Origin of the sequence: Burkholderia sp. Ac-20365, assembly GCF_017104715.1 — a bacterium.
In the GTDB taxonomy this organism is placed as follows: domain Bacteria; phylum Pseudomonadota; class Gammaproteobacteria; order Burkholderiales; family Burkholderiaceae; genus Paraburkholderia.
Window position 1 is genome coordinate 446,836 of the sequence record NZ_JAAGPI010000001.1, and the last position, 21,434, is coordinate 468,269.

Here is a 21,434-nt window from a genome sequence, read left to right on the forward strand (position 1 = left end):
GACAGTCAATGCCTTCAGGCGGCTTCCCGATTGCCGTTGAAATCGATACCATGGCCGCTTGCATCTGGACGAACTGGCTTCGATGGCCGGTTCGGCGAAACGCCCGTTTCCGAGGCGATACGACGTGACGCCGCTTTCCAATGGCTTTCGTCGCGCCTCTCCGAACTTCATCATGACCCGGGATTCCTCACACACCGCGCTACTGTGGATCGTTGCCGCCGCATTCTTCATGCAGGCGCTCGACACCACGATCGTCAATACCGCGCTGCCTTCGATGGCGCAAAGCCTGCACGCGTCGCCGCTCGCCATGCAGCCGGTGGTCGTCTCGTACACGCTGACGATGGCGCTCCTCACGCCCGCTTCCGGCTGGTTCGCCGACCGCTTCGGCACGCGCCGGGTGTACTTCGCGGCGATCCTCGTGTTCGTGCTCGGCTCGGTGTGCTGCGCGGGCGCGCATACGCTGGAGCAACTGGTGATCGCGCGCGTGCTGCAAGGCGTCGGCGGGTCGATGTTGCTGCCGATCGGGCGGCTCGCCGTGCTGCGCAGCGTGCCGGGCGAGCAATATGTATCGGCGCTGGCTTTCGTTTCGATTGCAGGGCAGGTCGGGCCGATTGTCGGGCCGACGTTAGGCGGCTGGCTCACACAAGCCATTTCGTGGCACTGGATTTTCCTCGTCAACGTGCCTGTCGGCGCGGTCGGTCTGGTTGCCGTGCAGCGTTTTCTGCCGCACGACAATGCGAGCCATCCGCCGCCATTCGACTTCATCGGCTGCGGTCTGCTTTCGCTTTCGATGATCCTGCTGTCGCTCGCCATCGATCCGCCGATGAGCACGCATCGTATCGAGTGGTCAGCGGGCCTTGCTGTCGCGGGCATCATCGCGGCGCTGGCTTACATTCCGCATGCGCGTTCATACAAGCGGCCGCTGTTCCGACTCGCATTGTTCAGCGAGCCGAATTTCAGCGTCGGGCTGATCGGCAATCTGCTGTGCCGGATCGGATCGAGCGCGGTGCCGTTCATGCTGCCGTTGCTGATGCAGGTGCAGCTTGGTTATTCGCCGTTGCGCTCGGGTCTCATGATGTTGCCCGCTGCAATTGCCGGCACCGTGTCGAAGCAATGGATCGCGCCGCTCATCAAGCGCTTCGGTTATTCGGCGTTTCTGCTGGTGAACACGATGATCGTCGGCTCGACGATCGTCGGTTTCGCGCTCGTATCGAAGCAATCGACGCCGCTGCTGGAAATTGCGTTGCTCGTCGTGTTCGGCGCGGCCAACTCGATGCAGTTCGCGGCAATGAATAGCGTGACGCTCAAAGGCCTGTCGCACGCGGATGCGGGCAGCGGCAACAGCCTGTTTTCGATGGTGCAGATGCTGGCGATCGCGCTGGGCGTGTCGATTGGCGGCGGGCTCGTCAATCTGTTTTCCGCGGGGATGGGCTCAGCGTCCACAGGCTTCATGTTCAGCTTCGTCTGCGTCGGCGTGATTACGTTGCTGTCGGCGCTGGTGTTTCGTCGACTCGATGTGTCGCCAGCGCGGCCTGCGGCCGTCGGTGCACGGACGGCGCGCTAAAGCTTGCCTCAATGCTCCGTTTGCGCCGGCTGCGCGCGCTCGACGAGATGATCGACCATGCGCTGCGCGGCAGGCTGTAGCGACTCGAAGTCGCGAAAGCACACGACGAACTTCCGCTTCGCCCATTCGTCCGTCAATGGAATGACCCGCACATCGAGAATGCGCGCGTAGGTATCGCCGACCACTTGCGGAATCACGCTGATGCCGAGTTTCGCGGCCACGACGCGAAACGCCGCATCGAAATTCGACACCACCGCTCTGTACGACACCGTGCCGCCCGCTCGCGCGGCGGCGCGCTGCAGCATCATGTGCACGGACGTGGTCGGCGGCAGGCCGACATGCTCGTAGCCGAGGGTTTCCGTGAAGCGCAACGTCGAGCGCTTCGCGAGCGGATGCCCTGGATGAACGGCGAGCGCGAGCCGGTCCTCGCGATACGGCCGATGTTCCAGTCCCTCCAGATCCACGTTATCCCAGCACACGCCGACAGACGCGACGCCTTCGCGCAAGCGCCGCACGAGATCATGCGATAGCCATTCCTCGACATGCACGCGGATGTTCTCGTGCGCGGGCATGCTCATGAACGACGCGACATCGTCGAGCAGGCTTTCCGCAATCGCCGATGCCGACGCGCACACGCTGACACTACCGCGCAAGCCGCTGCCGAACGCGGCGACGTCGCTCGCAATGCGGTCCATCGTGAACAGCACGTTGCGCGCATGTTCGAGCAGCGCGACGCCCGCGGGCGTGGGCAGCACGCCGCGCCGCGAGCGCGTGAAGAGCGGCACGCCCAGATCGCTTTCCAGTTGCGCGATCCGCTTGCTGACGGCGGACGGCTCGATGTGCTCGTCGTGCGCGGCGCGCGCCATGTTCTTGTGCTCGCACACGGCTACCACGAGCCGCAGTGTTTTCAGATCGATATCGCGCATGGTGTCTCCGGATTGTGGGTTTCCGTACGGGAAACCTAGCGCTTCCAAAATAGCGCTTTATGTATCGGATGGAATGTCTAAAGTTAGCACAACACCGGCATTCACAACGACCGGAAACCATACCGGAGACAGCATTCATGCCCCCATTGCCATCAAACGTCATGATCCGCGAAGTCGGCTTGCGCGACGGCCTGCAAAGCATCCAGACCATTCTGCCGACGCAACAGAAAATCGAATGGATTACGGATGCGTACGCTGCCGGTCAGCGCGAAATCGAAGTCGGCTCGTTCGTGCCCGCGCGCCTGTTGCCACAGCTTGCGGATACCGCGGAACTCATTGCTTACGCGCAGACGCTGCCCGATCTGTGCGTATCGGTGCTCGTGCCGAATCTGAAAGGCGCCGAGCGCGCGATCGATTCACGCGCCGACGTGATGCTCGTGCCGCTCTCCGCGAGCCACGCGCACAGCCTCGCGAACCTGCGCAAGACGCCCGAAGAAGTCGTCGCCGAAGTCGCCCGCATGCGCGCTGCGCGCGACGCGGCAGGATCGAAAACGCTGATCGAGGGCGGCATCGGCACCGCATTCGGCTGCACGATTCAGGGCGCCGTCGATCAGGCCGACGTGCTGCGCTGCATGCAGTCATTGCTCGATGCAGGCGCGGACCGCGTGAGCATCGCGGATACCGTCGGCTATGCGAGCCCTGCTGCCGTGCGCGATCTGTTCGAGAAAGCACGGCGCATTGCAGGCGAGCGTTTCTGCTGCGGACACTTCCACGACACGCGCGGCCTTGCGCTGGCCAACGTGTATGCGGCGCTGGAAACGGGCGTCGCGCGTTTCGACGCGACGCTGGCGGGTATCGGCGGCTGTCCGCATGCGCCGGGCGCGAGCGGCAACGCATCGAGCGAAGACCTCGCGTTCATGCTCGCGGACATGGCCATTGAAACGGGTATCGACATCGAAAGGCTGCTGGCGTTGCGCGCAAAAGTCGCGCGATGGCTGCCGGATGAAACGCTGCACGGCACGCTATGGCTCGCGGGCCTGCCGAAAACTTTCGCTCAACACGCCGCTATTGCCTGAGGCTCAACATGAACACTTCCACTCGACTGCCGCTCGAAGGTGTGCGCGTTATCGAATTCACCCACATGGTCATGGGACCGACGTGCGGAATGATCCTCGCGGATCTCGGCGCAGAAGTCATCAAGATCGAGCCGCCGGGCGGCGACAAGACACGTAAGCTGCCGGGTCTTGGGATTGGCTTCTTTCGCACGTTCAATCGCAACAAGAAGAGCGTTGTGCTCGATATCAATACGCCAGAGGGCCATGCGGCCGCAGAAGAGCTGATCGGCCAGTGCGACGTGATGCTCGAAAACTTCCGGCCCGGTTTGATGGCGAAGCTCGGGCTCGACTACGACACGTTGTCGAAGAAATTTCCGCGCCTGATTTACGTGTCCCACAAGGGCTTTTTGCCGGGGCCGTATGAAAAGCGCCTTGCACTCGATGAAGTCGTCCAGATGATGGGTGGCTTGTCGTACATGACCGGGCCTGAGGGCCGGCCGCTGCGCGCGGGCACGTCGGTCAACGACATCATGGGCGGCATGTTCGGCGCGATTGGCGTGCTGGCCGCACTGCGCGAGCGCGATTTCACGGGGCACGGCCAGGAAGTGCAAAGCGCGTTGTTCGAGAACTGCGTGTTTCTCGCCGGCCAGCACATGCAGCAGTACGCGATGACGAATGAAGCGCCGCCGCCGATGCCGTCGCGCGTGTCGGCATGGAGCGTGTACGACGTGTTCACTCTCGCGAACGGCGAACAGCTTTTCATCGGCGCAGTGAGCGACAAGCAGTTCGTCACGCTGTGCGACGTAATCGAGCGGCCCGATCTGGCGAACGATCCGCAATTCGCGGACAACGCCATGCGCGTCGCCGTGCGTCCGGAACTGCTCGCAAAGCTCGGCGACATCCTCAAGCATCATCGCGTCGACGAACTCGCTCCGAAGCTCGAAGCGGCGGGCATTCCATACGCGCCGATCGTGCGCCCCGATCAACTGTTCGACGATCCGCATCTGAAGCAAAGCGGCGGCCTCGTGCCGATGCAAACCGACGACGGCGACACGACAGAGGTCGTGCTGCTGCCGTTGACGATGGGCGGCCGCCGGCCCGGCGTGCGTCAGGCGCTGGCAAAAGTCGGCGAGCACACGCAGGAGATTCTGGCGAGGCTGACGGGCAGGGCGGCTGCCTGACCGACATCGTTTAGAGAAGGCAGCGTATGAATGAAACACAATCAATCAGGTATCCAGATTAAATAAAAACCTGATCGTGAACTTCAGGAGACATGTATGCAGCGCACTATCACAGCAGACGATCCCGCGTTTGCACCATCAGAAGCACAGTCTGGTTCGCGCGCCGCTGCGGCGTTGTCGGCACGGATGGACCGCTTGCCCGTTACGCGGTATCTATGGATGCTCGTTCTGCTGATCTCGCTCGGCGGATTTTTCGAAGTCTACGATCTGATTTTCACCGGCTATATCGCGCCGGGCATGGCGAAGAGCGGCTTGCTGAAAACGACGACTGAATCGTTCTTCGGGCTTCAGGGCATTGCAGGCTTCATCGCATCGACGTTCGCGGGCCTGTTCGTCGGTACATTCTGTTTCGGGTGGCTGCCGGATCGCTTCGGGCGTCGGAAGGTCTTTACGATTTCGCTGCTGTGGTATTCAATCGGCTCGGCGATCATGGCGTTTCAGACCTCGCCTGAAGGGCTGATCTTGTGGCGCTTTATCACAGGCATTGGTGTGGGCATCGAGATCGTCACGATCGACAGTTACATCACTGAGCTTGTGCCGCAGCATATGCGCGGTCGCGCGATGGCCTTCAACCAGGCCGTGATGTTCGCCGCCGCGCCTGCCGCCGCGATTCTCTCTTACTGGCTCGTGCCGACGACACTCGCGGGCATCGACGGCTGGCGCTGGGTCGTGCTGCTCGGCTCGGCTGGCGCGCTGATCGTGTGGCTGATCCGGCTGGTCGTGCCGGAAAGCCCGCGATGGCTCGCAAGTCACGGACATGTGGAGCGCGGCGAGCGCGTGGTCAGGAAGATGGAGCAGATGGCCGAGATGCAAAGCGGCCGCGCGCTGCCCGCGCCGCTGCCGGTCGTCGAACTGCCGGTGCACCGGCGCGCGTCGCTGGCCGAATTGTGGCAGCCGCCTTACCGGTCGCGTCTCATCATGCTGATCGTGTTCAACTTCTGTCAGGCGATCGGCTATTACGGATTCGCGAACTGGGTGCCGACGCTGCTGATCGGGCAGGGCATCACCGTCACGAAGAGCCTGCTGTATTCGTTCATCATCGCGATTGCGCTGCCTTGCGGGCCTTTGCTGGCGATGCTGTTCGCCGACAAGGTACAGCGCAAATGGCTGATCGTTGGTTCCGCGTTTGCGGTCATCGTGTTCGGCCTGATGTTCGGGCAGGTGAAAACGGTCGGGCCACTGATCGTGCTAGGCGTGCTCATCAGCCTCGCGGGGCAGACCATCTCCGTTTGCTACCACGCGTACCAGGCTGAGCTGTTTCCGACGCGGGTCCGTTGTCGCGCGAACGGCATCGTCTATTCGGCGAGCCGCGTGGGCGCGATGATGTCGGGTTTCATGATTGCGCATCTGTTGCGCGAGTTCGGTGTGGCGGGCGTGTTCGTCGGCATCACGGCGTGCATGGTGGTCGTGATGATATCGATTGGCGCATTCGGTCCGAAGACGAATGGCGTGCGGCTCGAAGATCTTTGCCACTAAAAAAGCCGGCCGGGTCATGATCGACCCGGCCGGCTTTTTTGTTGCGATTCAGCGTTAGAACTTACGCGTTGCCTGCTGCCTTCAGTTGCAGACGGAACTTGTGCAGCAACGGTTCCGTATAGCCGCTAGGCTGCGCGCAACCTTCGAACACCAGCGCGCACGCCGCCTTGAACGCAATCGAACTGTCGAAGTTCGGCGCCATCGGCTTGTACTGCGGATCGCTTGCGTTCTGCTGATCGACGACCTTTGCCATGCGTTCCATCGTCTCGCGCACGAACTCGGGCTTGATGACGCCATGACGCAGCCAGTTCGCAATGTGCTGGCTCGAAATACGCAGCGTCGCGCGGTCTTCCATCAGGCCGACGTTGTGAATGTCCGGCACCTTCGAGCAACCGACGCCCTGATCGATCCAGCGCACCACATAGCCGAGAATACCTTGCGCGTTGTTCTCGACTTCGCTGCGGATTTCTTCATCGCTCCATTGCGCGCTTTCGACGACGGGAATGGTCAGCAGGCCGTCGAGCAGTTCATCGCGCACATTCGCGAGATCGGTGCGCTCCAGTTCTTTCTGCACGGCCTGCACGTCGACCTGATGATAGTGCAGCGCATGCAGCGTTGCGGCCGTGGGCGAGGGCACCCATGCGGTGTTCGCGCCTGCCTTCGGATGACCGATCTTCTGCTCGAGCATTGCCTTCATCAGATCCGGCATGGCCCACATGCCCTTGCCGATCTGCGCGCGGCCACGCAGGCCCGCAGCGAGACCGACGAGCACGTTGCTGCGCTCATACGCGGCGATCCACTTGCTCGACTTCATATCGCCCTTGCGCATCATCGGGCCTGCTTCCATCGAGCTGTGCATCTCGTCGCCCGTACGGTCGAGGAAGCCCGTATTGATGAACGCGACACGCTCCGCAGCCTGGCCGATACATGCGGCGAGGTTCACGCTGGTGCGGCGTTCCTCGTCCATGATGCCCATCTTGATCGTATTGCGCGCAAGGCCAAACAGGTCTTCGACGCGCGCGAACAGCTCGCTCGCGAACGCGACTTCAGCGGGACCGTGCATCTTCGGCTTGACGATATAGATCGAGCCCGTGCGCGAATTGAGCTTGTGCGTGCGGTCGTGCAGCGCGCACAGCGTCGTCACGACGCCGTCGAGAATGCCTTCGGGAATCTCGTTGCCGTCGCGATCGAGCACGGCCGGGTTCGTCATCAGATGGCCGACGTTGCGGATGAACAGCAGCGAGCGGCCATGCAGCTTCACGGGCTGGCCGTTGGCGCCCTGATACTCGCGGTCGGCGTTCAGGCGGCGCGTGAACGTTTTGCCGCCCTTCGTGACTTCTTCCGTCAGGTTGCCGACCATCAGACCGAGCCAGTTGCGATAGAGCAGCACCTTGTCGTCGGCATCGACGGCGGCGACCGAGTCTTCGCAATCGATGATCGTGCTGACGGCCGCTTCCATCAGCACGTCCTTGATATTGGCCGGGTCGGTCTTGCCGATCGCATCGTTCGCGTCGAACTGGATTTCGAAATGCAGGCCGTTGTGCTTGATCAGCACGGCCGACGGCGCGCTGGCATCGCCCTGATAGCCGATGAATTGCGCTGCGTCCCGCAGCGTCGTCGCGCCATTCTTCAACGCAACGATCAGCTTGCCGTTCTCGATGCGATAGCCGGTCGCGTCCTTGTGCGAGCCGTTTTCGAGCGGCGCGGCGCCGTCGAGAAACGTGCGCGCAAAGGCGATCACGCGTGCGCCGCGCACCGGGTTGAACTTCGCGGTACGTTCCGCGCCGTCGGTTTCGTCGATGGCGTCGGTGCCATACAGCGCGTCGTACAGGCTGCCCCAGCGCGCGTTCGCTGCGTTCAGCGCATAGCGCTGGTTCGACAGCGGCACGACGAGCTGCGGACCGGCCTGTTCGGCGATTTCGCGATCGACGTTATCCGTTGTTGCTTTCACGCTTGCGGGCACCGGCACGATATAGCCAATGCTTTCGAGGAAGCCGCGATATGCGCGCAGGTCGCGCACCGGGCCCGGATTGGCGCGATGCCACTTGTCCAGTTCGACCTGCAGGCGGTCGCGTTCGGCGAGCAGCGCGCGGTTCTTCGGCGCGAGATCGTGCACGAGGGCATCGAAACCGGCCCAGAAGGCGGCGCTATCGACGCCAGTGCCGGGCAGGGCTTCCTTTTCGATGAACTGTTCGAGATTAGTGGCGACCTGCAATCCGCCGCGTTGGGTCAATTGAGTCATGGCTGTATCCAGGAAGGGCAAATTCGGGGCTGGTTCGTAGGGCCGTGGCGGCACTCAAGCGTTGGTGCGACTGGCAACGGCTGCGGCGCCGGCCTTTGCCACCTGCGCATCCTGATCGGCCTTGACGCCGGACACGCCGACGGCACCGATCACCTGACCATCTACCACAACAGGCACGCCGCCTTCCAGCGTGCCCGACAGCGGCGCGCTCAGGAATGCGGTGCGCCCGCCGTTGATCATGTCCTCGTACTGCTTCGATTCGCGGCGGCCGAGCGCGGCCGTGCGGGCTTTATCGGCGGCAATGTACGCGCCCACGGGCGCGCAGTTGTCGAGGCGCAGCAGCGACAGCAGATGACCGCCGTCGTCCACCACGGCGATCGTGACGGCCCACTGGTTGCGCTCGGCTTCGGCGCGCGCCGCTTCGATGATTTTCGTCGACTCGGCGACCGTCAGCACGGATTTTGTCTGCATGATGCGATTCCTGAATAACGATTGAAGTGAATTCCACGAGCGGACAAACCGCAAGCGCGCATGCACATGACAGCCGGCATGCGCACGCACTATCGACGTGCATGCGGGGTCCAGTCTTATATATGACTTGGCAGCCATTGTTCCGTGTTCTGAGCGGCTTGTCGACCCGGTGGAACACTGGTCATACCAGTTTTTGGTGTCTTTTTTGCCGCTGGAGAGGCCTTCAGGCGCTGCGCCAGGGAAAACCCGCGCTACATGTCGATCTGCTTGACCGTCCACTGTGGTGCGCGAATACTACTAAGATGTTAGTGAATGACGGATGCCGCAACTTATGTTCGCACTCGACGATCACCGGATTCATCTCGAAGCAGAACCACTGGCACGCGATGTCGATGCACGAACCGTGCGTGCCTTGATCGCGGGCGGAGCGGCATGCAGGCCGCCCGTGGACGGCGCGATCTACGGCACGCTGCTGAACGATCGCGCCGCGCTCGATGCGCTTGGCGACTCGGTTCATGCGGCGCCTTATAAAGCACCGCCCAGGGCGCCTGTGCTCTACCTGAAGCCGCGCAATACGTTTGCGGGTCATCGCGCAGACATCGTCGTGCCCGACGATGAAGCAGGCGTGCAGGTTGGTGGATCGCTGGGCATCGTAATTGGGCGTACCGCGTGTCGCGTGCGTGTCGAAGACGCGTTGTCGTATGTCGCGGGTTATGTGATCGTCGCGGACCTTTGCGTGCCGCACGCAAGTGTGTATCGACCGTCGGTCCGGTTTCGCGCGCGCGATGGCTTTTGCGTGACCGGTCCTGCTGTCGTCGCGCGCAGGCATGTGGGCGATCCCGATGCGCTGCCCATTGCGATCCGTATTGAAGGAAAAGCGTCTTTCACCACGAACACATCCACTTCGATTCGCAACGTCGCGCGTCTGATCGCCGACGTTACCGACTTCATGACACTCGCACCCGGCGACGTGCTGACCCAGGGCGTCCCGCATAACGCCCCCATCGCGCATGCAGGCGACGAAATCAGCGTGGCAATCGGCGACTGGCCGCCGTTGTGTTTCTCGATGACGGCAAACGAAGGAGGCAAACGATGATGCGCGGCCGTGTTGCCTACGCAGGTGCGATCCATGAAGCGCATCCGCACGAACGCGGCGTGCGCCTTGCCGATGGCCGCATCTGCCGCGAGGACGAGGTGGTGTGGCTCACGCCCATCCAGCCCGGCACGATCTTCGCGCTCGGCTTGAACTACGCCGAGCATGCAAAAGAACTGCAATTCACGAAGCAGGAAGAGCCGCTCGTCTTTCTCAAGGGCGCGGGTGGCGTGATCGGTCATCGAGGCGTGACGCGGCGCCCGTCGGACGTGACGTTCATGCACTACGAGTGCGAGCTTGCCGTCGTGATCGGTCGCCCCGCGAAAGAAGTGGCGCGCGACGATGCAATGCAATACGTGGCCGGCTACATGATCGCAAACGACTACGCGATCCGTGACTATCTGGAGAACTATTACCGGCCGAATATGCGTGTGAAGAACCGCGATGGCGGCACGGTGCTCGGCCCCTGGTTCGTCGATGCCGCCGATATCGCCGATGTCACGCAACTCGAATTGCGCACTTATGTGAACGGCACGCTGCATCAGAAAGGCAACACGTGCGATCTGGTGACGGACATTCCTGCGCTGATCGAATACCTCAGCAGCTTCATGACGCTCGCACCCGGCGACATCATTCTGACGGGCACGCCAGAGGGCGTCGTCAATGTGAATGCGGGCGATGAAGTCGTCTGCGAGATAGATGGCCTTGGCCGTCTCGTCAACACGATCGTCTCCGATGCGGACTTCAACCGCGAGTGAATCATCAGGACAAGCCATGCGAATCGAACATCTGATCGACGGAAAAACGAAGACCGCGCGCGATTACTTCGAAACGGTGAATCCCGCCACGCAGGAAGTACTCGCCGAAGTCGCAAGTGGCACGGCGGAAGATGTCGATGCCGCCGTGCGCGCCGCGAAAGACGCGTTTCCTGCATGGGCCGCCAAGCCCGCGGCTGAACGTTCAAAGCTCGTGCGCAAGCTCGGCGAACTGATTGTGAAGAACGTGCCCGAACTCTCGGATACGGAAACGCGCGACACGGGTCAAACCATTTCGCAAACACGCAAGCAACTCGTGCCGCGTGCCGCCGACAACTTCACGTACTTTGCCGAGATGTGCACGCGGGTAGATGGCCACACGTATCCTACCGACTCGCATCTGAACTACACGCTGTTTCATCCTGTCGGCGTGTGCGCGCTGATCTCGCCGTGGAATGTCCCGTTCATGACGGCGACATGGAAAGTCGCACCGTGTCTCGCGTTCGGCAATACGGCCGTGCTGAAGATGAGCGAACTGTCTCCGCTCACGGCGTCGATGCTCGGCAATCTCGCGCTGGAAGCGGGCATTCCTGCTGGCGTGCTGAATGTCGTGCACGGCTACGGCAAGGATGCGGGCGAACCTCTCGTTGCGCATCCCGATGTGCATGCTATTTCGTTCACGGGTTCGACGGCGACGGGCAACCGGATCGTCAAGACAGCGGGTTTGAAGAAGTTTTCGATGGAACTGGGCGGCAAGTCGCCCTTCGTGATCTTCGACGACGCCGATTTCGAACGCGCGCTCGATGCCGCTGTATTCATGATCTTCTCGAACAATGGCGAACGCTGCACAGCGGGCTCGCGCATTCTCGTACAGAAATCGATTTACGCGAAATTCGCAGAGCGGTTTATCGAACGCGCCAAGAGATTGAGCGTGGGCGATCCGCTCAGCGAACAGACCATGATTGGCCCGATGATCAGTCAGGCGCATCTGGCGAAAGTGCGGAGTTATATCGAACTGGGTCCGAAAGAAGGCGCGACGCTCGCATGCGGCGGACTCGATGCGCCATCTTTGCCAGACGCATTGAAGCGCGGCAATTTCGTCACGCCGACCGTATTCGTCGATGTCGATAATCGCATGCGGATTGCGCAGGAAGAGATCTTCGGTCCCGTCGCGTGCCTGATTCCATTCGATGACGAAGCCGAAGCGATTCGCCTCGCCAACGATATTTCGTATGGTCTTTCCAGCTACGTGTGGACGGAGAACACGGGCCGCGCGCATCGTGTGGCGGCCGCGATCGAGGCCGGCATGTGTTTTGTAAACAGCCAGAACGTGCGCGATCTGCGCCAACCGTTTGGCGGCACGAAAGCGTCGGGCGTTGGACGCGAAGGCGGCACGTGGAGTTATGAAGTCTTTCTCGAGCCGAAGAATGTGTGCGTGTCGCTCGGTTCGCATCACATTCCGCGCTGGGGCGTGTGATCTTTGTGCATCACGAGCGAATCGGCAATCTGCAAAGGAAAGGAGTTCGCGATGGGCAAGCTTGCATTGGCCGCTAAAGTGACTCATGTGCCTTCGATGTATCTGTCGGAACTGGATGGTCCGCACAAAGGTTGCCGTCAGGCCGCAATCGACGGACACCATGAAATCGCCAGACGCTGCCGCGAACTGGGCGTCGATACGATCGTCGTGTTCGACGTGCACTGGCTCGTGAATAGTGAATATCACATCAACTGCGCGCCACAATTCGCCGGTACTTACACGAGCAATGAACTGCCGCATTTCATCAACAACATGGCCTATGCGTATCCCGGCAATGTGCAACTCGGCAAGCTGATCGCCGAGGTTGCGAATGAAATGGGCGTGAAAAGCCGCGCGCATAGCGAGACTTCGCTCGAACTCGAATACGGCACGCTGGTGCCGATGCGCTATATGAACGCGGATCAGCGCTTTAAAACAGTATCGATTGCGGGCTGGTGCATGTGGCACGACCTGCCAACCAGCGCGCGCTTCGGCCTCGCTGTGCGCAAGGCGATCGAAGAACGCTACGACGGCACAGTGGCGATCCTTGCCAGTGGTTCGCTCAGTCATCACTTCGCGAATAACGGCACAGCCGAGCAGTTCATGCACAAGGTGTGGGATCCGTTTCTCGAACAGACCGACCGTCATGTCGTGTCGCTGTGGGAGAAGGGCGACTGGAAAACGTTCTGCGGCATGCTGCCGCTCTACAACGAGAAATGCTGGGGCGAGGGCGGCATGCACGATACGGCGATGCTGCTCGGCGCGCTTGGCTGGGATCGTTACGAAGGCAAAGCCGAAGTTGTGACGCCTTATTTCGGCAGTTCGGGCACGGGGCAGATCAATGCGATTTTTCCCGTTACGCCGCTGCCCGCCTGAACGCTCAATGGAGAATTGACGTGCCGCATCTCACACTCGAATACAGCGCCAATCTGGCTGACGACGCCAGCATGGGAACACTTTGCAGAAAGCTCGCGCAATGTCTCGATGCACAACGCGAGAACGATCAACGTGTGTATCCGCTTGGCGGAATACGTGTGCGTGCATTGCGCTGCGATCAGTTCTGCGTTGCGGACGGCAGGCCTGATGCCGCGTTTCTGCACGCGAACCTGAAGATCGGCGCGGGGCGTTCGGAGGCCGCGAAGAAGGCGACGGGAGACGCGCTATTCGACGTCATCAAGCAGCATTTCGCCGATGCATTCGAGAAGCATGGGCTGGCGCTATCGCTGGAAATCAATGAGTTCAGTGAAGCGGGCACCTGGAAGCACAACAATCTGCACGCGCGGCTGAAAGGCTGAGCGCAATTATCGGGACTCGACATGCTAGACCAGACGACGATCCGCGAACTCGCCGGGAAGCTCGACCAGGCCGAAAAAACGCGTACTCAGTTGCGGCATTTTTCTGCGGCCTATCCCGACATGACAATCGAGGACGGTTACGCGATCCAGCGCGAGTGGGTCAAAATGAAGCTCGCGGAAGGCCACGTGATCAAAGGGCGCAAGATTGGCCTGACCTCGCGTGCGATGCAGCGTTCGTCGCAGATCGACGAACCGGACTATGCGCCGCTGCTCGACTATATGTTCATCGAGGCAGGCAGTGACATTCGTGCCGATCGCTTTATCGCGCCGCGCGTCGAAGTGGAACTGGCGTTCATTCTGGCGAGACCGCTCAAAGGTCCGAACGTGACGCTCGCCGACGTGCTCGATGCAACGGCTTACGTGACGCCCGCCGTCGAGATCATCGATGCGCGTATCGAGCAGTTCGACCGCGAAACGAAAGCGCCGCGCAAGGTGTTCGACACCATCTCCGATTTTGCGGCGAATGCGGGCATCGTCATGGGTGGCCGCCCTGTGCGGCCGATGGATGTCGACCTGCGTTGGGTCGGCGCGTTGCTGTACAAGAACGGCGCGGTGGAAGAGAGCGGCCTTGCCGCAGCCGTGCTCAATCATCCCGCGACGGGCGTCGCGTGGCTCGCAAACAAGATCGCGCCTTATGATGAATCGCTGAATGCAAACGATGTGATTCTCAGCGGCTCATTTACGAGTCCGATTCCGGCGCGTGCGGGCGACACGTTTCATGTCGATTACGGCCCGCTCGGCGGCATCGCGCTGAATTTCGTCTGACTGTGTGCGGTTCGCCGCCGCGCATTTTTGAAAACTGCCAGGCATTTGGCGCATCGGGGCACAATGAGTACTTCGCGCATTCATTGATGCGGAGCCATTGCCATGACGTCATCGATCAAGCTCGTGCTGTTCGACATGGAAGGCGTGTTGTCGCACTACGATCGCGCAGCGCGCACGCAACGCATGGCACAGCTGACGGGCGTGGCGCCCGAAGCCGTGCGCCACGCGATCTGGGACTCGGGCCTCGAAGCGCGTGCCGACGCCGGCGAGATTACCGACGACGAATATCTGCGCGAACTCGGCGACATGCTGGGTTGCACAGTCAGCCGCGACACGTGGCTGACGGCACGACACGCATCGATCACGCCCAACGCGGACACGCTAGCCGTTGCCGCGCAAGTCGCGAACCGGCACGCAATCGCCGTGCTGACCAACAACTGCCGTCTCGTCACCGATCATATCGGCTATCTGAATCCGCCCGTCGCGCAGCTATTCGGCGCGCACGTGTATCCGTCGGCGGCGTTTGGCGCTGCGAAGCCGGCTGCGCAGGCGTATCTGGGATGCGTCCGTCAGTGCGGCGTCGATGCGGACGCCACGCTGTTTATCGACGACTCCGATGCCAACGTCACAGGCGCTGCCGATGCAGGTCTGCACGCGTACAAGTTCACCCGCGCCGACGCGCTGTCTCAGGAACTCGCGCGCTTCAATCTGCTTTAGCACGCGAGCGTTTCGACGTCGCCTTGCGCCGAACGAAGCGCTGCTCGACGACGGTCTTGCCCCATTGCGTGCCTTCCGCCTCTTCGGCAAGTTCGAAGCCAAACGCTTCATACAGATGCCGTGCGGCATCGAGTCCTTTAAAAGTCCACAGATAGGTTTCGTCGAAGCGTTCGTCGACGAACGCCATCGCACGCGTCATCAATTGCCTGCCAATGCCCGAGCCGCGCAGCGAATCGTCGACGATGAACCAGCGCAAATGCGCGAGGCGTTTCTTTGGATCTCCGTCGATGGCGAGCGACGCCAGCGTTCTGCCGTTGTCGACCACAAGCCACATTTGCCTGTTCGGATCGGGCAACTGTGCCGCAAATTCCGCGAGTCCCGTCGCGACGATCTTTTCGAAGTACACGCCGAAGCCGGAATGCTGCGAGTAGTAACGCGCGTGCAGACTCGCAACGTCGCCGATGCAGCCGGGCTGATAACCCTCTACGATCTGCGCGCCCGATGCCGCGGCCTGTTGCGTTTCCTTCGCGTCGTTGTCCTGCGCGAGCGCGCTCGCATACAGCGACAGCGCGCGCACCAGTGACTGTTGATCGGACGGCGCGAGCTTGCGCAGCGCGCTCGACACCTGATCGGTCGCGAACTTGTCGATCTGCTTGCGAAGCTGCTGACCCGCTCTAGTCAGATAAAGCTCCGACGAACGTGCATCGTCGCTCGACGCAGTGCGTTCGACTAGCCCAGCCGTCTCGAGTTTTGCGATCTGCCGGCTAGCGTTCGATTTGTCGAGCCTCAACAGGTGAGCGAGATCGCGCGCCTGCATGCCCGGCGCCGCGCCGATCTCGAGAATGGCGTGCACGGCAGACGGCGCGAGATCGCTTTCCGCCAGCGTGGCGCGCATGAAGCCCAGTTCCCGCACGAGTTTGCGCGAGAACTCGCGCAGTTCGAGAATGGTTTTGTCGCGTGATTGGGCGGGTGTATCGACGATGTCCACGGTCTTTCCTGTAGTTGCGCTTCGCAACCACTATAGTTGCATTCCGCAACTTATGCAACTCATGCAAGAGGTGAACTCATTCGTCCTTCCACTTGATCGAACATCCCAGCGCGGGATATTGCGTGTCGGGGCCGGCGCCCGTTTGCACGATTTGCTGCATCGCATCGAACAGATCGCGGCGCGCATCGGGAATAGGATCTTTGCGCGACGCGTCCAACCTGCCGCGATAACGCAATAGCAGCCCAGAATCGAAGCCGTAGAACTCCGGTGTGCACACCGCGCCGTAAGCACGCGCGACCTGCTGCGACGCATCGTGCAGATAGGGAAAAGGCAATTGCCATTCAGCCGACAGCGCGATCATCCGTTCGAATGAATCGTCCGGATACGCAACGCTGTCATTCGCGTTGATGCCAACAGTGCCGATGCCCAGTTCCGCCAGATCGCGCGCGTCGCGCACGATGCGCGGCAATGCTGCCTTCACATAAGGACAATGGTTGCACATGAAGATCACGACCAGTCCCTTCGGCCCGCGCACTTCCTCGAGTGTGTAAGTGCGTCCATCCGTTGCAGGCAGCGAAAATGTCGGCGCTGCAGTGCCGGGCTCGCCAGGTGGAGATTCAGTAGCCATCCAGTGCTCCTTGGTTCATCGTGTCGACGAACTAACGGCCCATTGTTGCAGCCATCGTGTCTTCCTTCGTGTGGGTTGTAGCAGTAGGCATCGCATCGGGCGCGACGTGAGAAAGCCGCATCATGCGCGGCTGGAGCAGCAGCGCGACCAGCCCCGTCCAGCCGGTCTGATGCGAAGCGCCGACGCCGCGTCCGTTGTCGCCGTGAAAGTACTCATGAAACAGGATCAGGTCCTGCGAACGCGGATCCGCTTGCAACATCGGATACGCAGCCATCACCGGCCGCACGCCTTGCTCGTTCTTCAGGAATAGCGTCGTGACACGCCGCGCGAGATCGTCGGCGACATCACTGAGCGAATTGCATTTGCCCGAACCCGTCGGATGTTCGATGCGAAAATCATCGCCGTAGTAGCGGTGAAATTCGTATAGCGACTCGATCAGCAGATAGTTGACGGGTATCCACACGGGGCCGCGCCAGTTCGAGTTGCCGCCGAACACACGCGATTCCGACTCGGCAGGTAGATACTCGATGCAGACATGCACGCTATCGTGATCGAACACGTACGGCTCTTTCAGGTGCACACGCGAAAGCGCGCGCACGCCGAAGTCGGACAGAAACTCGTTTTCATCGAGCGCGCGCTTGAGCAGCGCTTTCATTCTGTGTCCGCGCAATAGCGATAGCAGCGACGTGTTGGCTTTGCCGGGTTCTGTCCAGCGCGACACGAGTTTCGCGAGATTCGGCCGGTGATCGAGAAACCACGCCAGCCGTTCGCGCAATCCTGGCAGATGACCATGCACCTGTTCGTCGAGTACATGTACCGCAAAAAGCGGAATCAGTCCGACGATAGAGCGGATACGCATCGGCACGCGCGTTCCGTCGGGAAGATGCAGTACGTCATAGAAGAACTCGTCGCGCCCGTCCCATAGCCCTGTATTGCAGACTTCGCCGCAACTGACCGCTTCGGCGATATACAGAAAGTGTTCGAAGAACTTCACCGCGATTTCGACGTACGCCGAATTCGTCATCGCGAGTTCGAGGCCGATCTGCATCAGATCGAGCGCATACGAAGCCATCCACGCAGTCCCGTCCGCCTGGTCGATGCGGCCGCCCGTCGGCAATGGCGAAGAGCGATCGAAGATGCCGATATTGTCGAGTCCGAGAAAGCCGCCCTGGAAGATATTGCGGTCGTCCGCGTCCTTGCGGTTGACCCACCACGAGAAATTGAGCAGCAGCTTATGGAACATCACTTCGAGAAACTCGTGGTCGCCAACCCCCGTTATCTCGCGGTCGAGTTCATACACACGCCACGTGGCCCACGCATGCACGGGCGGATTCGCGTCGCCGAACGCCCATTCGTATGCGGGCAGTTGCCCGTTCGGATGCATGTAGCGCTCTTTCACGAGCAACTGCAATTGCTTCTTTGCAAAGTCGGGATCGATGATCGCGAACGCCACGGCGTGAAAGGCGAGATCCCATGATGCGTACCACGGGTACTCCCACTTGTCGGGCATCGATACGATGTCGCCGTTGCACATGTGCCGCCAGTCCGCGTTGCGGCCATGCCTGCGGACTTTCGGCGGCGTGGGTTGGCCCGGATCGCCGTCATGCCAGCGCGTCACGTCGAACTGGTAATACTGCTTCGACCACAACATGCCGGCGAGCGCCTGACGCTGCACGAGCCGGGCGTCGGCATCGGTGATGTCATGTTGAAGGGCTGCGTAGAATTCGTCGGCTTCCGCCTGGCGGCGCGCGAAAAGGGCGGGCATGTCGAGCGGCGCAAATTCGGCAACGGACTCGGGACGCCAGCGCAAATAGAGCTCGGACTGTTCGTGTGGTCCGAGTTGAAGCACGACATGCGCAGCCGCGCGCGTGCCTTCGTCGCGCCGTATCGCGCGCTCGTCGCCATCGATCAGATAATCGTTGAAGCCGTCCTTGAACGGCCCGTCACCGTCGATGCCGAAAATGCGGCGCACATTGGTTTCGTTCTCGCAGAACAGCCATTCGACGGGCTGTTGCGCCGACGCTGTCACGATCATCGTGCCGTATGCGGGATTGCGCGCGACGACCCGCGCGCCTTCGGCAGGATCGGGCTCCAGCGTCAACGAAGGTTTGCCAGGCTTGCCCGACCACGCCCAACGGTTGCGCGCCCAGAACTGCGGTAATACGTGCAGTGCAGCGTCACAGTCGGCGCGGTTTTCGACCGTCACGCGCATCACGATGTCGTCGGCCGTGTGCTTCGCGTATTCGATCCACACGTCGAAGTAGCGGTTGTCGTCGAACACGCCCGTATCGAGCACTTCATATTCGGGCCGATCCGCGCCGCGCCGCGCGTTTTCGTCGATCAGATCCTGATAGGGATAAGCATCGTGCGGATACTTATAGAGCATCTTCATGTACGAATGCGTCGGCGTGCCGTCGACGTAGAAGTACAACTCCTTCACGTCTTCGCCGTGATTGCCCTGCTCGTTCGTCAGGCCGAACAGCCGTTCCTTGATGATGGCATCTCGCCCGTTCCAGAGCGCAAGCGATACGCACCAGTCGAGTGGATCGTTGCCGAATCCACCGATACCATCCTCGCCCCAGCGATACATCCGGCTGCGCGCATGATCGTGCGGAAAATAATCCCACGCCGTGCCGTATTCGCTGTAATCCTCGCGCACGGTGCCCCATTGGCGGTCGCTCAGATACGGGCCCCATCGGCGCCAATGCGCGAGGTCCGGGCCATGAAGACGCGAACCTTCCTTCGTCTGGAGCAGATTGATTGCACTCAACGGCTGCATTGACGCCTCCCGGGCGAAACCGATCGTCCGATACGTTCGATACATGAACGCCTGTGCTTTTCCGTCGCATGCGCGGTGTGCGCGGACGGAATCATGATGATAGGCGCCAACGCGCTGTGTGGCGATTCGAAGGGGCGGCTATCAATCAGGTGCTGCCGATACTGCATTGTCGTTTCAGCGCAGGTTCTCCTGCATACTTGAGCGCATCACATTGCGGAACACATCGATATGGTTGCGAACCTCGCAAGCTCGTGGCTGACGTTCAGCGCGTCCGTGGCCGCTGCGCGCGCGGCTGGCCGCCCGCTCGTCGCGCTCGAATCGACGATCATCGCGCACGGCATGCCGTATCCGGAGAACGTGCGCACGGCGCGCGAGGTAGAGGCGGTGATTCGCGATCTCGGCGCGGAGCCGGCGACGATCGCGCTGATCGGCGGGCGTATCCGCATCGGGCTGTCGGACGAGGAACTCGAACTGATCGCGCGCTCGGACAATGTGCACAAGGTCAGTCGCCGCGATCTGCCCGCCGTGCTGGCCAGCGGGGAACTGGGCGCGACGACGGTAGCCGGCACGATGATCTGCGCGGCGCTGGCGGGCATTGAAGTGTTCGTGACGGGCGGTATCGGCGGCGTGCATCGCGGCGCATCCGAAACCTTCGATATTTCAGCGGACTTGCAGGAACTGGCGAAAACGTCGGTCGCGGTGGTGTGCGCGGGCGCGAAGTCGATTCTGGATATCGGGCTGACGCTGGAATATCTGGAAACGCATGGCGTGCCCGTGCTCAGTTGCGAGCAGGACAACTTCGCCGCGTTCTACACGCGCGACAGCGGTTTTCGCGCGGATTTCAGACTGGACGACCCCGTGCAGCAGGCGCGCTTCATTCGCACCAAATGGGATCTCGGCCTCGCAGGCGGCGTCGTGTTGAGCACGCCGGTTCCCGAAGCCGCTGCCATGCCGTCCGCCGAAATCGACGCGTGGACGACGCAGGCGCTCGAAGACGCCGCAGCGCAAGGCGTCACCGGAAAAGCGGTCACGCCGTTTCTGCTGTCGCGTATCAAGGCGCTGACGGGCGGGCGCAGCCTCGCGACCAACATCGCGCTGATCAGACACAACGCGGAAGTCGGCGCGCGGCTCGCGCTTGCGCTGGCGCAGACGCGTTGAGCCGTCGCCGCGTATTCACGCCGTGGCTACCGTGATCTCGTAGAGTCCCCACGGACACAACACGAAACGCTCCTTGAGCGGCTTGCTGGCGAGTTCGGGAATGTTGTCGGCATCGTAGATTGCCCAGAGCGGGCCAAGGCCGCCGAGCGGCATCGGCTTGCCGTCGAATTGCGTCGCCACGATGAAGCGCCATGCGCGAATGTTATCGAGCGTGGTCAGCACTGCGTAGCCGTCGATGGCGCGCATCGAGACCTTCGTATCGCCCGCGCTGGCCGCGCCCGTCTGCTCGAGCACGTTCGCCAGCAGCGGACCGCTCAACGTGTGCTGTTTCGCGTCGTATTCGATGGTCGGCCTGATCGTGACGGCGGGCATGCCCGCGAGCGTCGGGTAATCGAACGTGTAGGCCGACGTGAATTTGACGAGTTGCTTCGTCATCAGCGGATCGAATGCCGGGTCCAGCGCGCCGCGGTTCGAGCGCTTGATCGCGCCCGACACCGTGAGTATCGCGGGAGCCGCGGCACAGGCGGCGGATTTCGCATTCGTGGCGCCGAATGCAGGCGTGGCGCCGACGCCGATGACAGCGGCGCTGGCAAGGAACTGGCGTTTGTTCATGTTCAATGGCTCCGCTGATGTCGTCGACGCGTTCGACTCTTATACACCGACAACAAGTCGCTGGTAGGGCCCAATAGCGTGTTCAGTGAACGC

19 protein-coding genes are annotated in these 21,434 nt (G+C 61.5%); 12 read left to right on the top strand and 7 right to left on the bottom strand.

Annotated features, from left to right (window positions below; all coding sequences use genetic code 11):
• The first annotated feature begins 172 nt into the window (after positions 1 to 172).
• Complete coding sequence (gene mdtD / locus G3O01_RS01800; protein WP_241023560.1) at positions 173 to 1,564, top strand: multidrug transporter subunit MdtD; 1,392 nt, start codon at positions 173 to 175, stop codon at positions 1,562 to 1,564.
• 8 nt (positions 1,565 to 1,572) lie between these two features.
• On the opposite strand, the gene G3O01_RS01805 is transcribed toward mdtD, so the two are convergent.
• On the bottom strand, positions 1,573 to 2,490 hold the full coding sequence (locus G3O01_RS01805) for a LysR family transcriptional regulator (protein WP_205802719.1): 918 nt from the start codon (positions 2,488 to 2,490) through the stop codon (positions 1,573 to 1,575).
• A 137-nt stretch (positions 2,491 to 2,627) separates the two neighbouring features.
• Between G3O01_RS01805 and G3O01_RS01810 the strand changes: the two genes are divergently transcribed.
• The 3 genes from G3O01_RS01810 (at position 2,628) to G3O01_RS01820 (ending at position 6,262) form a co-directional block, all read left to right on the top strand.
• Positions 2,628 to 3,566 (top strand): hydroxymethylglutaryl-CoA lyase, encoded by a 939-nt coding sequence (locus G3O01_RS01810; RefSeq protein ID WP_205802720.1) that lies wholly within the window; start codon positions 2,628 to 2,630, stop codon positions 3,564 to 3,566.
• Positions 3,567 to 3,574: 8 nt separating this feature from the next.
• Complete coding sequence (locus tag G3O01_RS01815) at positions 3,575 to 4,726, top strand: CaiB/BaiF CoA-transferase family protein (RefSeq protein ID WP_205802721.1); 1,152 nt, start codon at positions 3,575 to 3,577, stop codon at positions 4,724 to 4,726.
• A gap of 96 nt (positions 4,727 to 4,822) precedes the next feature.
• A complete protein-coding gene (locus tag G3O01_RS01820) occupies positions 4,823 to 6,262 on the top strand; it encodes an MFS transporter (RefSeq protein WP_205802722.1) in 1,440 nt (479 codons plus the stop codon).
• A 61-nt stretch (positions 6,263 to 6,323) separates the two neighbouring features.
• On the opposite strand, the gene G3O01_RS01825 is transcribed toward G3O01_RS01820, so the two are convergent.
• Complete coding sequence (locus G3O01_RS01825; RefSeq protein ID WP_205802723.1) at positions 6,324 to 8,504, bottom strand: malate synthase G; 2,181 nt, start codon at positions 8,502 to 8,504, stop codon at positions 6,324 to 6,326.
• Positions 8,505 to 8,558: 54 nt separating this feature from the next.
• Complete coding sequence (locus G3O01_RS01830; RefSeq protein ID WP_205802724.1) at positions 8,559 to 8,975, bottom strand: heme-binding protein; 417 nt, start codon at positions 8,973 to 8,975, stop codon at positions 8,559 to 8,561.
• Positions 8,976 to 9,306: 331 nt separating this feature from the next.
• On the opposite strand from G3O01_RS01830, the gene G3O01_RS01835 reads away from it, so the two are divergent.
• The 7 genes from G3O01_RS01835 to G3O01_RS01865 all read left to right on the top strand — a co-directional run bounded on the left by G3O01_RS01835 (position 9,307) and on the right by G3O01_RS01865 (position 15,176).
• Entirely contained in the window at positions 9,307 to 10,071 is a 765-nt protein-coding gene (locus G3O01_RS01835) for a fumarylacetoacetate hydrolase family protein (protein ID WP_205803076.1), read from the top strand.
• Positions 10,068 to 10,826 (top strand): fumarylacetoacetate hydrolase family protein, encoded by a 759-nt coding sequence (locus tag G3O01_RS01840; protein ID WP_205802725.1) that lies wholly within the window; start codon positions 10,068 to 10,070, stop codon positions 10,824 to 10,826. The genes G3O01_RS01835 and G3O01_RS01840 overlap by 4 nt, the downstream gene beginning before the upstream one ends.
• A 16-nt stretch (positions 10,827 to 10,842) precedes the next feature.
• Positions 10,843 to 12,300: a 5-carboxymethyl-2-hydroxymuconate semialdehyde dehydrogenase gene (hpaE, locus tag G3O01_RS01845; protein WP_205802726.1), complete on the top strand. Its 1,458-nt coding sequence runs from the start codon at positions 10,843 to 10,845 to the stop codon at positions 12,298 to 12,300.
• Between the two features lie 51 nt (positions 12,301 to 12,351).
• On the top strand, positions 12,352 to 13,215 hold the full coding sequence (gene hpaD, locus G3O01_RS01850) for a 3,4-dihydroxyphenylacetate 2,3-dioxygenase (protein WP_205802727.1): 864 nt from the start codon (positions 12,352 to 12,354) through the stop codon (positions 13,213 to 13,215).
• A 20-nt stretch (positions 13,216 to 13,235) separates the two neighbouring features.
• On the top strand, positions 13,236 to 13,634 hold the full coding sequence (locus G3O01_RS01855; protein ID WP_205802728.1) for a 5-carboxymethyl-2-hydroxymuconate Delta-isomerase: 399 nt from the start codon (positions 13,236 to 13,238) through the stop codon (positions 13,632 to 13,634).
• 21 nt (positions 13,635 to 13,655) lie between these two features.
• On the top strand, positions 13,656 to 14,459 hold the full coding sequence (gene hpaH, locus G3O01_RS01860) for a 2-oxo-hept-4-ene-1,7-dioate hydratase (RefSeq protein ID WP_205802729.1): 804 nt from the start codon (positions 13,656 to 13,658) through the stop codon (positions 14,457 to 14,459).
• A 102-nt stretch (positions 14,460 to 14,561) separates the two neighbouring features.
• Entirely contained in the window at positions 14,562 to 15,176 is a 615-nt protein-coding gene (locus G3O01_RS01865; protein ID WP_205802730.1) for an HAD family phosphatase, read from the top strand.
• Here the strand turns inward: G3O01_RS01865 and G3O01_RS01870 are convergent.
• The 3 genes from G3O01_RS01870 to G3O01_RS01880 form a co-directional block, all read right to left on the bottom strand.
• Positions 15,163 to 16,164, bottom strand: coding sequence for a helix-turn-helix domain-containing GNAT family N-acetyltransferase (locus G3O01_RS01870; protein ID WP_205802731.1), 1,002 nt, complete (start codon positions 16,162 to 16,164; stop codon positions 15,163 to 15,165). The two genes, G3O01_RS01865 and G3O01_RS01870, sit on opposite strands and share 14 nt — an antisense overlap.
• A gap of 76 nt (positions 16,165 to 16,240) precedes the next feature.
• Positions 16,241 to 16,792: a thioredoxin family protein gene (locus G3O01_RS01875; RefSeq protein WP_205802732.1), complete on the bottom strand. Its 552-nt coding sequence runs from the start codon at positions 16,790 to 16,792 to the stop codon at positions 16,241 to 16,243.
• Between the two features lie 31 nt (positions 16,793 to 16,823).
• Entirely contained in the window at positions 16,824 to 19,571 is a 2,748-nt protein-coding gene (locus G3O01_RS01880) for a glucosidase (protein ID WP_205802733.1), read from the bottom strand.
• Between the two features lie 228 nt (positions 19,572 to 19,799).
• On the opposite strand from G3O01_RS01880, the gene G3O01_RS01885 reads away from it, so the two are divergent.
• Positions 19,800 to 20,729 (top strand): pseudouridine-5'-phosphate glycosidase, encoded by a 930-nt coding sequence (locus G3O01_RS01885; RefSeq protein WP_205802734.1) that lies wholly within the window; start codon positions 19,800 to 19,802, stop codon positions 20,727 to 20,729.
• 15 nt (positions 20,730 to 20,744) lie between these two features.
• Here the strand turns inward: G3O01_RS01885 and G3O01_RS01890 are convergent, their stop codons facing one another.
• Positions 20,745 to 21,341 carry a molybdopterin-dependent oxidoreductase gene (locus G3O01_RS01890; protein WP_205802735.1) on the bottom strand — a complete coding sequence of 199 codons (597 nt, stop codon included), beginning with the start codon at positions 21,339 to 21,341 and terminating at the stop codon, positions 20,745 to 20,747.
• Positions 21,342 to 21,434 lie beyond the last annotated feature (93 nt).

What these genes read in the sequence shown, in the direction of transcription:
- mdtD (WP_241023560.1), top strand. Translation starts at nt 173, where the DNA reads ATGACCCGGGATTCCTCACACACCGCGCTACTGTGGATCGTTGCCGCC.
- G3O01_RS01805 (WP_205802719.1), bottom strand. Translation starts at nt 2,490, where the DNA reads ATGCGCGATATCGATCTGAAAACACTGCGGCTCGTGGTAGCCGTGTGC.
- G3O01_RS01810 (WP_205802720.1), top strand. Translation starts at nt 2,628, where the DNA reads ATGCCCCCATTGCCATCAAACGTCATGATCCGCGAAGTCGGCTTGCGC.
- G3O01_RS01815 (WP_205802721.1), top strand. Translation starts at nt 3,575, where the DNA reads ATGAACACTTCCACTCGACTGCCGCTCGAAGGTGTGCGCGTTATCGAA.
- G3O01_RS01820 (WP_205802722.1), top strand. Translation starts at nt 4,823, where the DNA reads ATGCAGCGCACTATCACAGCAGACGATCCCGCGTTTGCACCATCAGAA.
- G3O01_RS01825 (WP_205802723.1), bottom strand. Translation starts at nt 8,504, where the DNA reads ATGACTCAATTGACCCAACGCGGCGGATTGCAGGTCGCCACTAATCTC.
- G3O01_RS01830 (WP_205802724.1), bottom strand. Translation starts at nt 8,975, where the DNA reads ATGCAGACAAAATCCGTGCTGACGGTCGCCGAGTCGACGAAAATCATC.
- G3O01_RS01835 (WP_205803076.1), top strand. Translation starts at nt 9,307, where the DNA reads ATGTTCGCACTCGACGATCACCGGATTCATCTCGAAGCAGAACCACTG.
- G3O01_RS01840 (WP_205802725.1), top strand. Translation starts at nt 10,068, where the DNA reads ATGATGCGCGGCCGTGTTGCCTACGCAGGTGCGATCCATGAAGCGCAT.
- hpaE (WP_205802726.1), top strand. Translation starts at nt 10,843, where the DNA reads ATGCGAATCGAACATCTGATCGACGGAAAAACGAAGACCGCGCGCGAT.
- hpaD (WP_205802727.1), top strand. Translation starts at nt 12,352, where the DNA reads ATGGGCAAGCTTGCATTGGCCGCTAAAGTGACTCATGTGCCTTCGATG.
- hpaH (WP_205802729.1), top strand. Translation starts at nt 13,656, where the DNA reads ATGCTAGACCAGACGACGATCCGCGAACTCGCCGGGAAGCTCGACCAG.
- G3O01_RS01865 (WP_205802730.1), top strand. Translation starts at nt 14,562, where the DNA reads ATGACGTCATCGATCAAGCTCGTGCTGTTCGACATGGAAGGCGTGTTG.
- G3O01_RS01875 (WP_205802732.1), bottom strand. Translation starts at nt 16,792, where the DNA reads ATGGCTACTGAATCTCCACCTGGCGAGCCCGGCACTGCAGCGCCGACA.
- G3O01_RS01880 (WP_205802733.1), bottom strand. Translation starts at nt 19,571, where the DNA reads ATGCAGCCGTTGAGTGCAATCAATCTGCTCCAGACGAAGGAAGGTTCG.
- G3O01_RS01885 (WP_205802734.1), top strand. Translation starts at nt 19,800, where the DNA reads ATGGTTGCGAACCTCGCAAGCTCGTGGCTGACGTTCAGCGCGTCCGTG.
- G3O01_RS01890 (WP_205802735.1), bottom strand. Translation starts at nt 21,341, where the DNA reads ATGAACAAACGCCAGTTCCTTGCCAGCGCCGCTGTCATCGGCGTCGGC.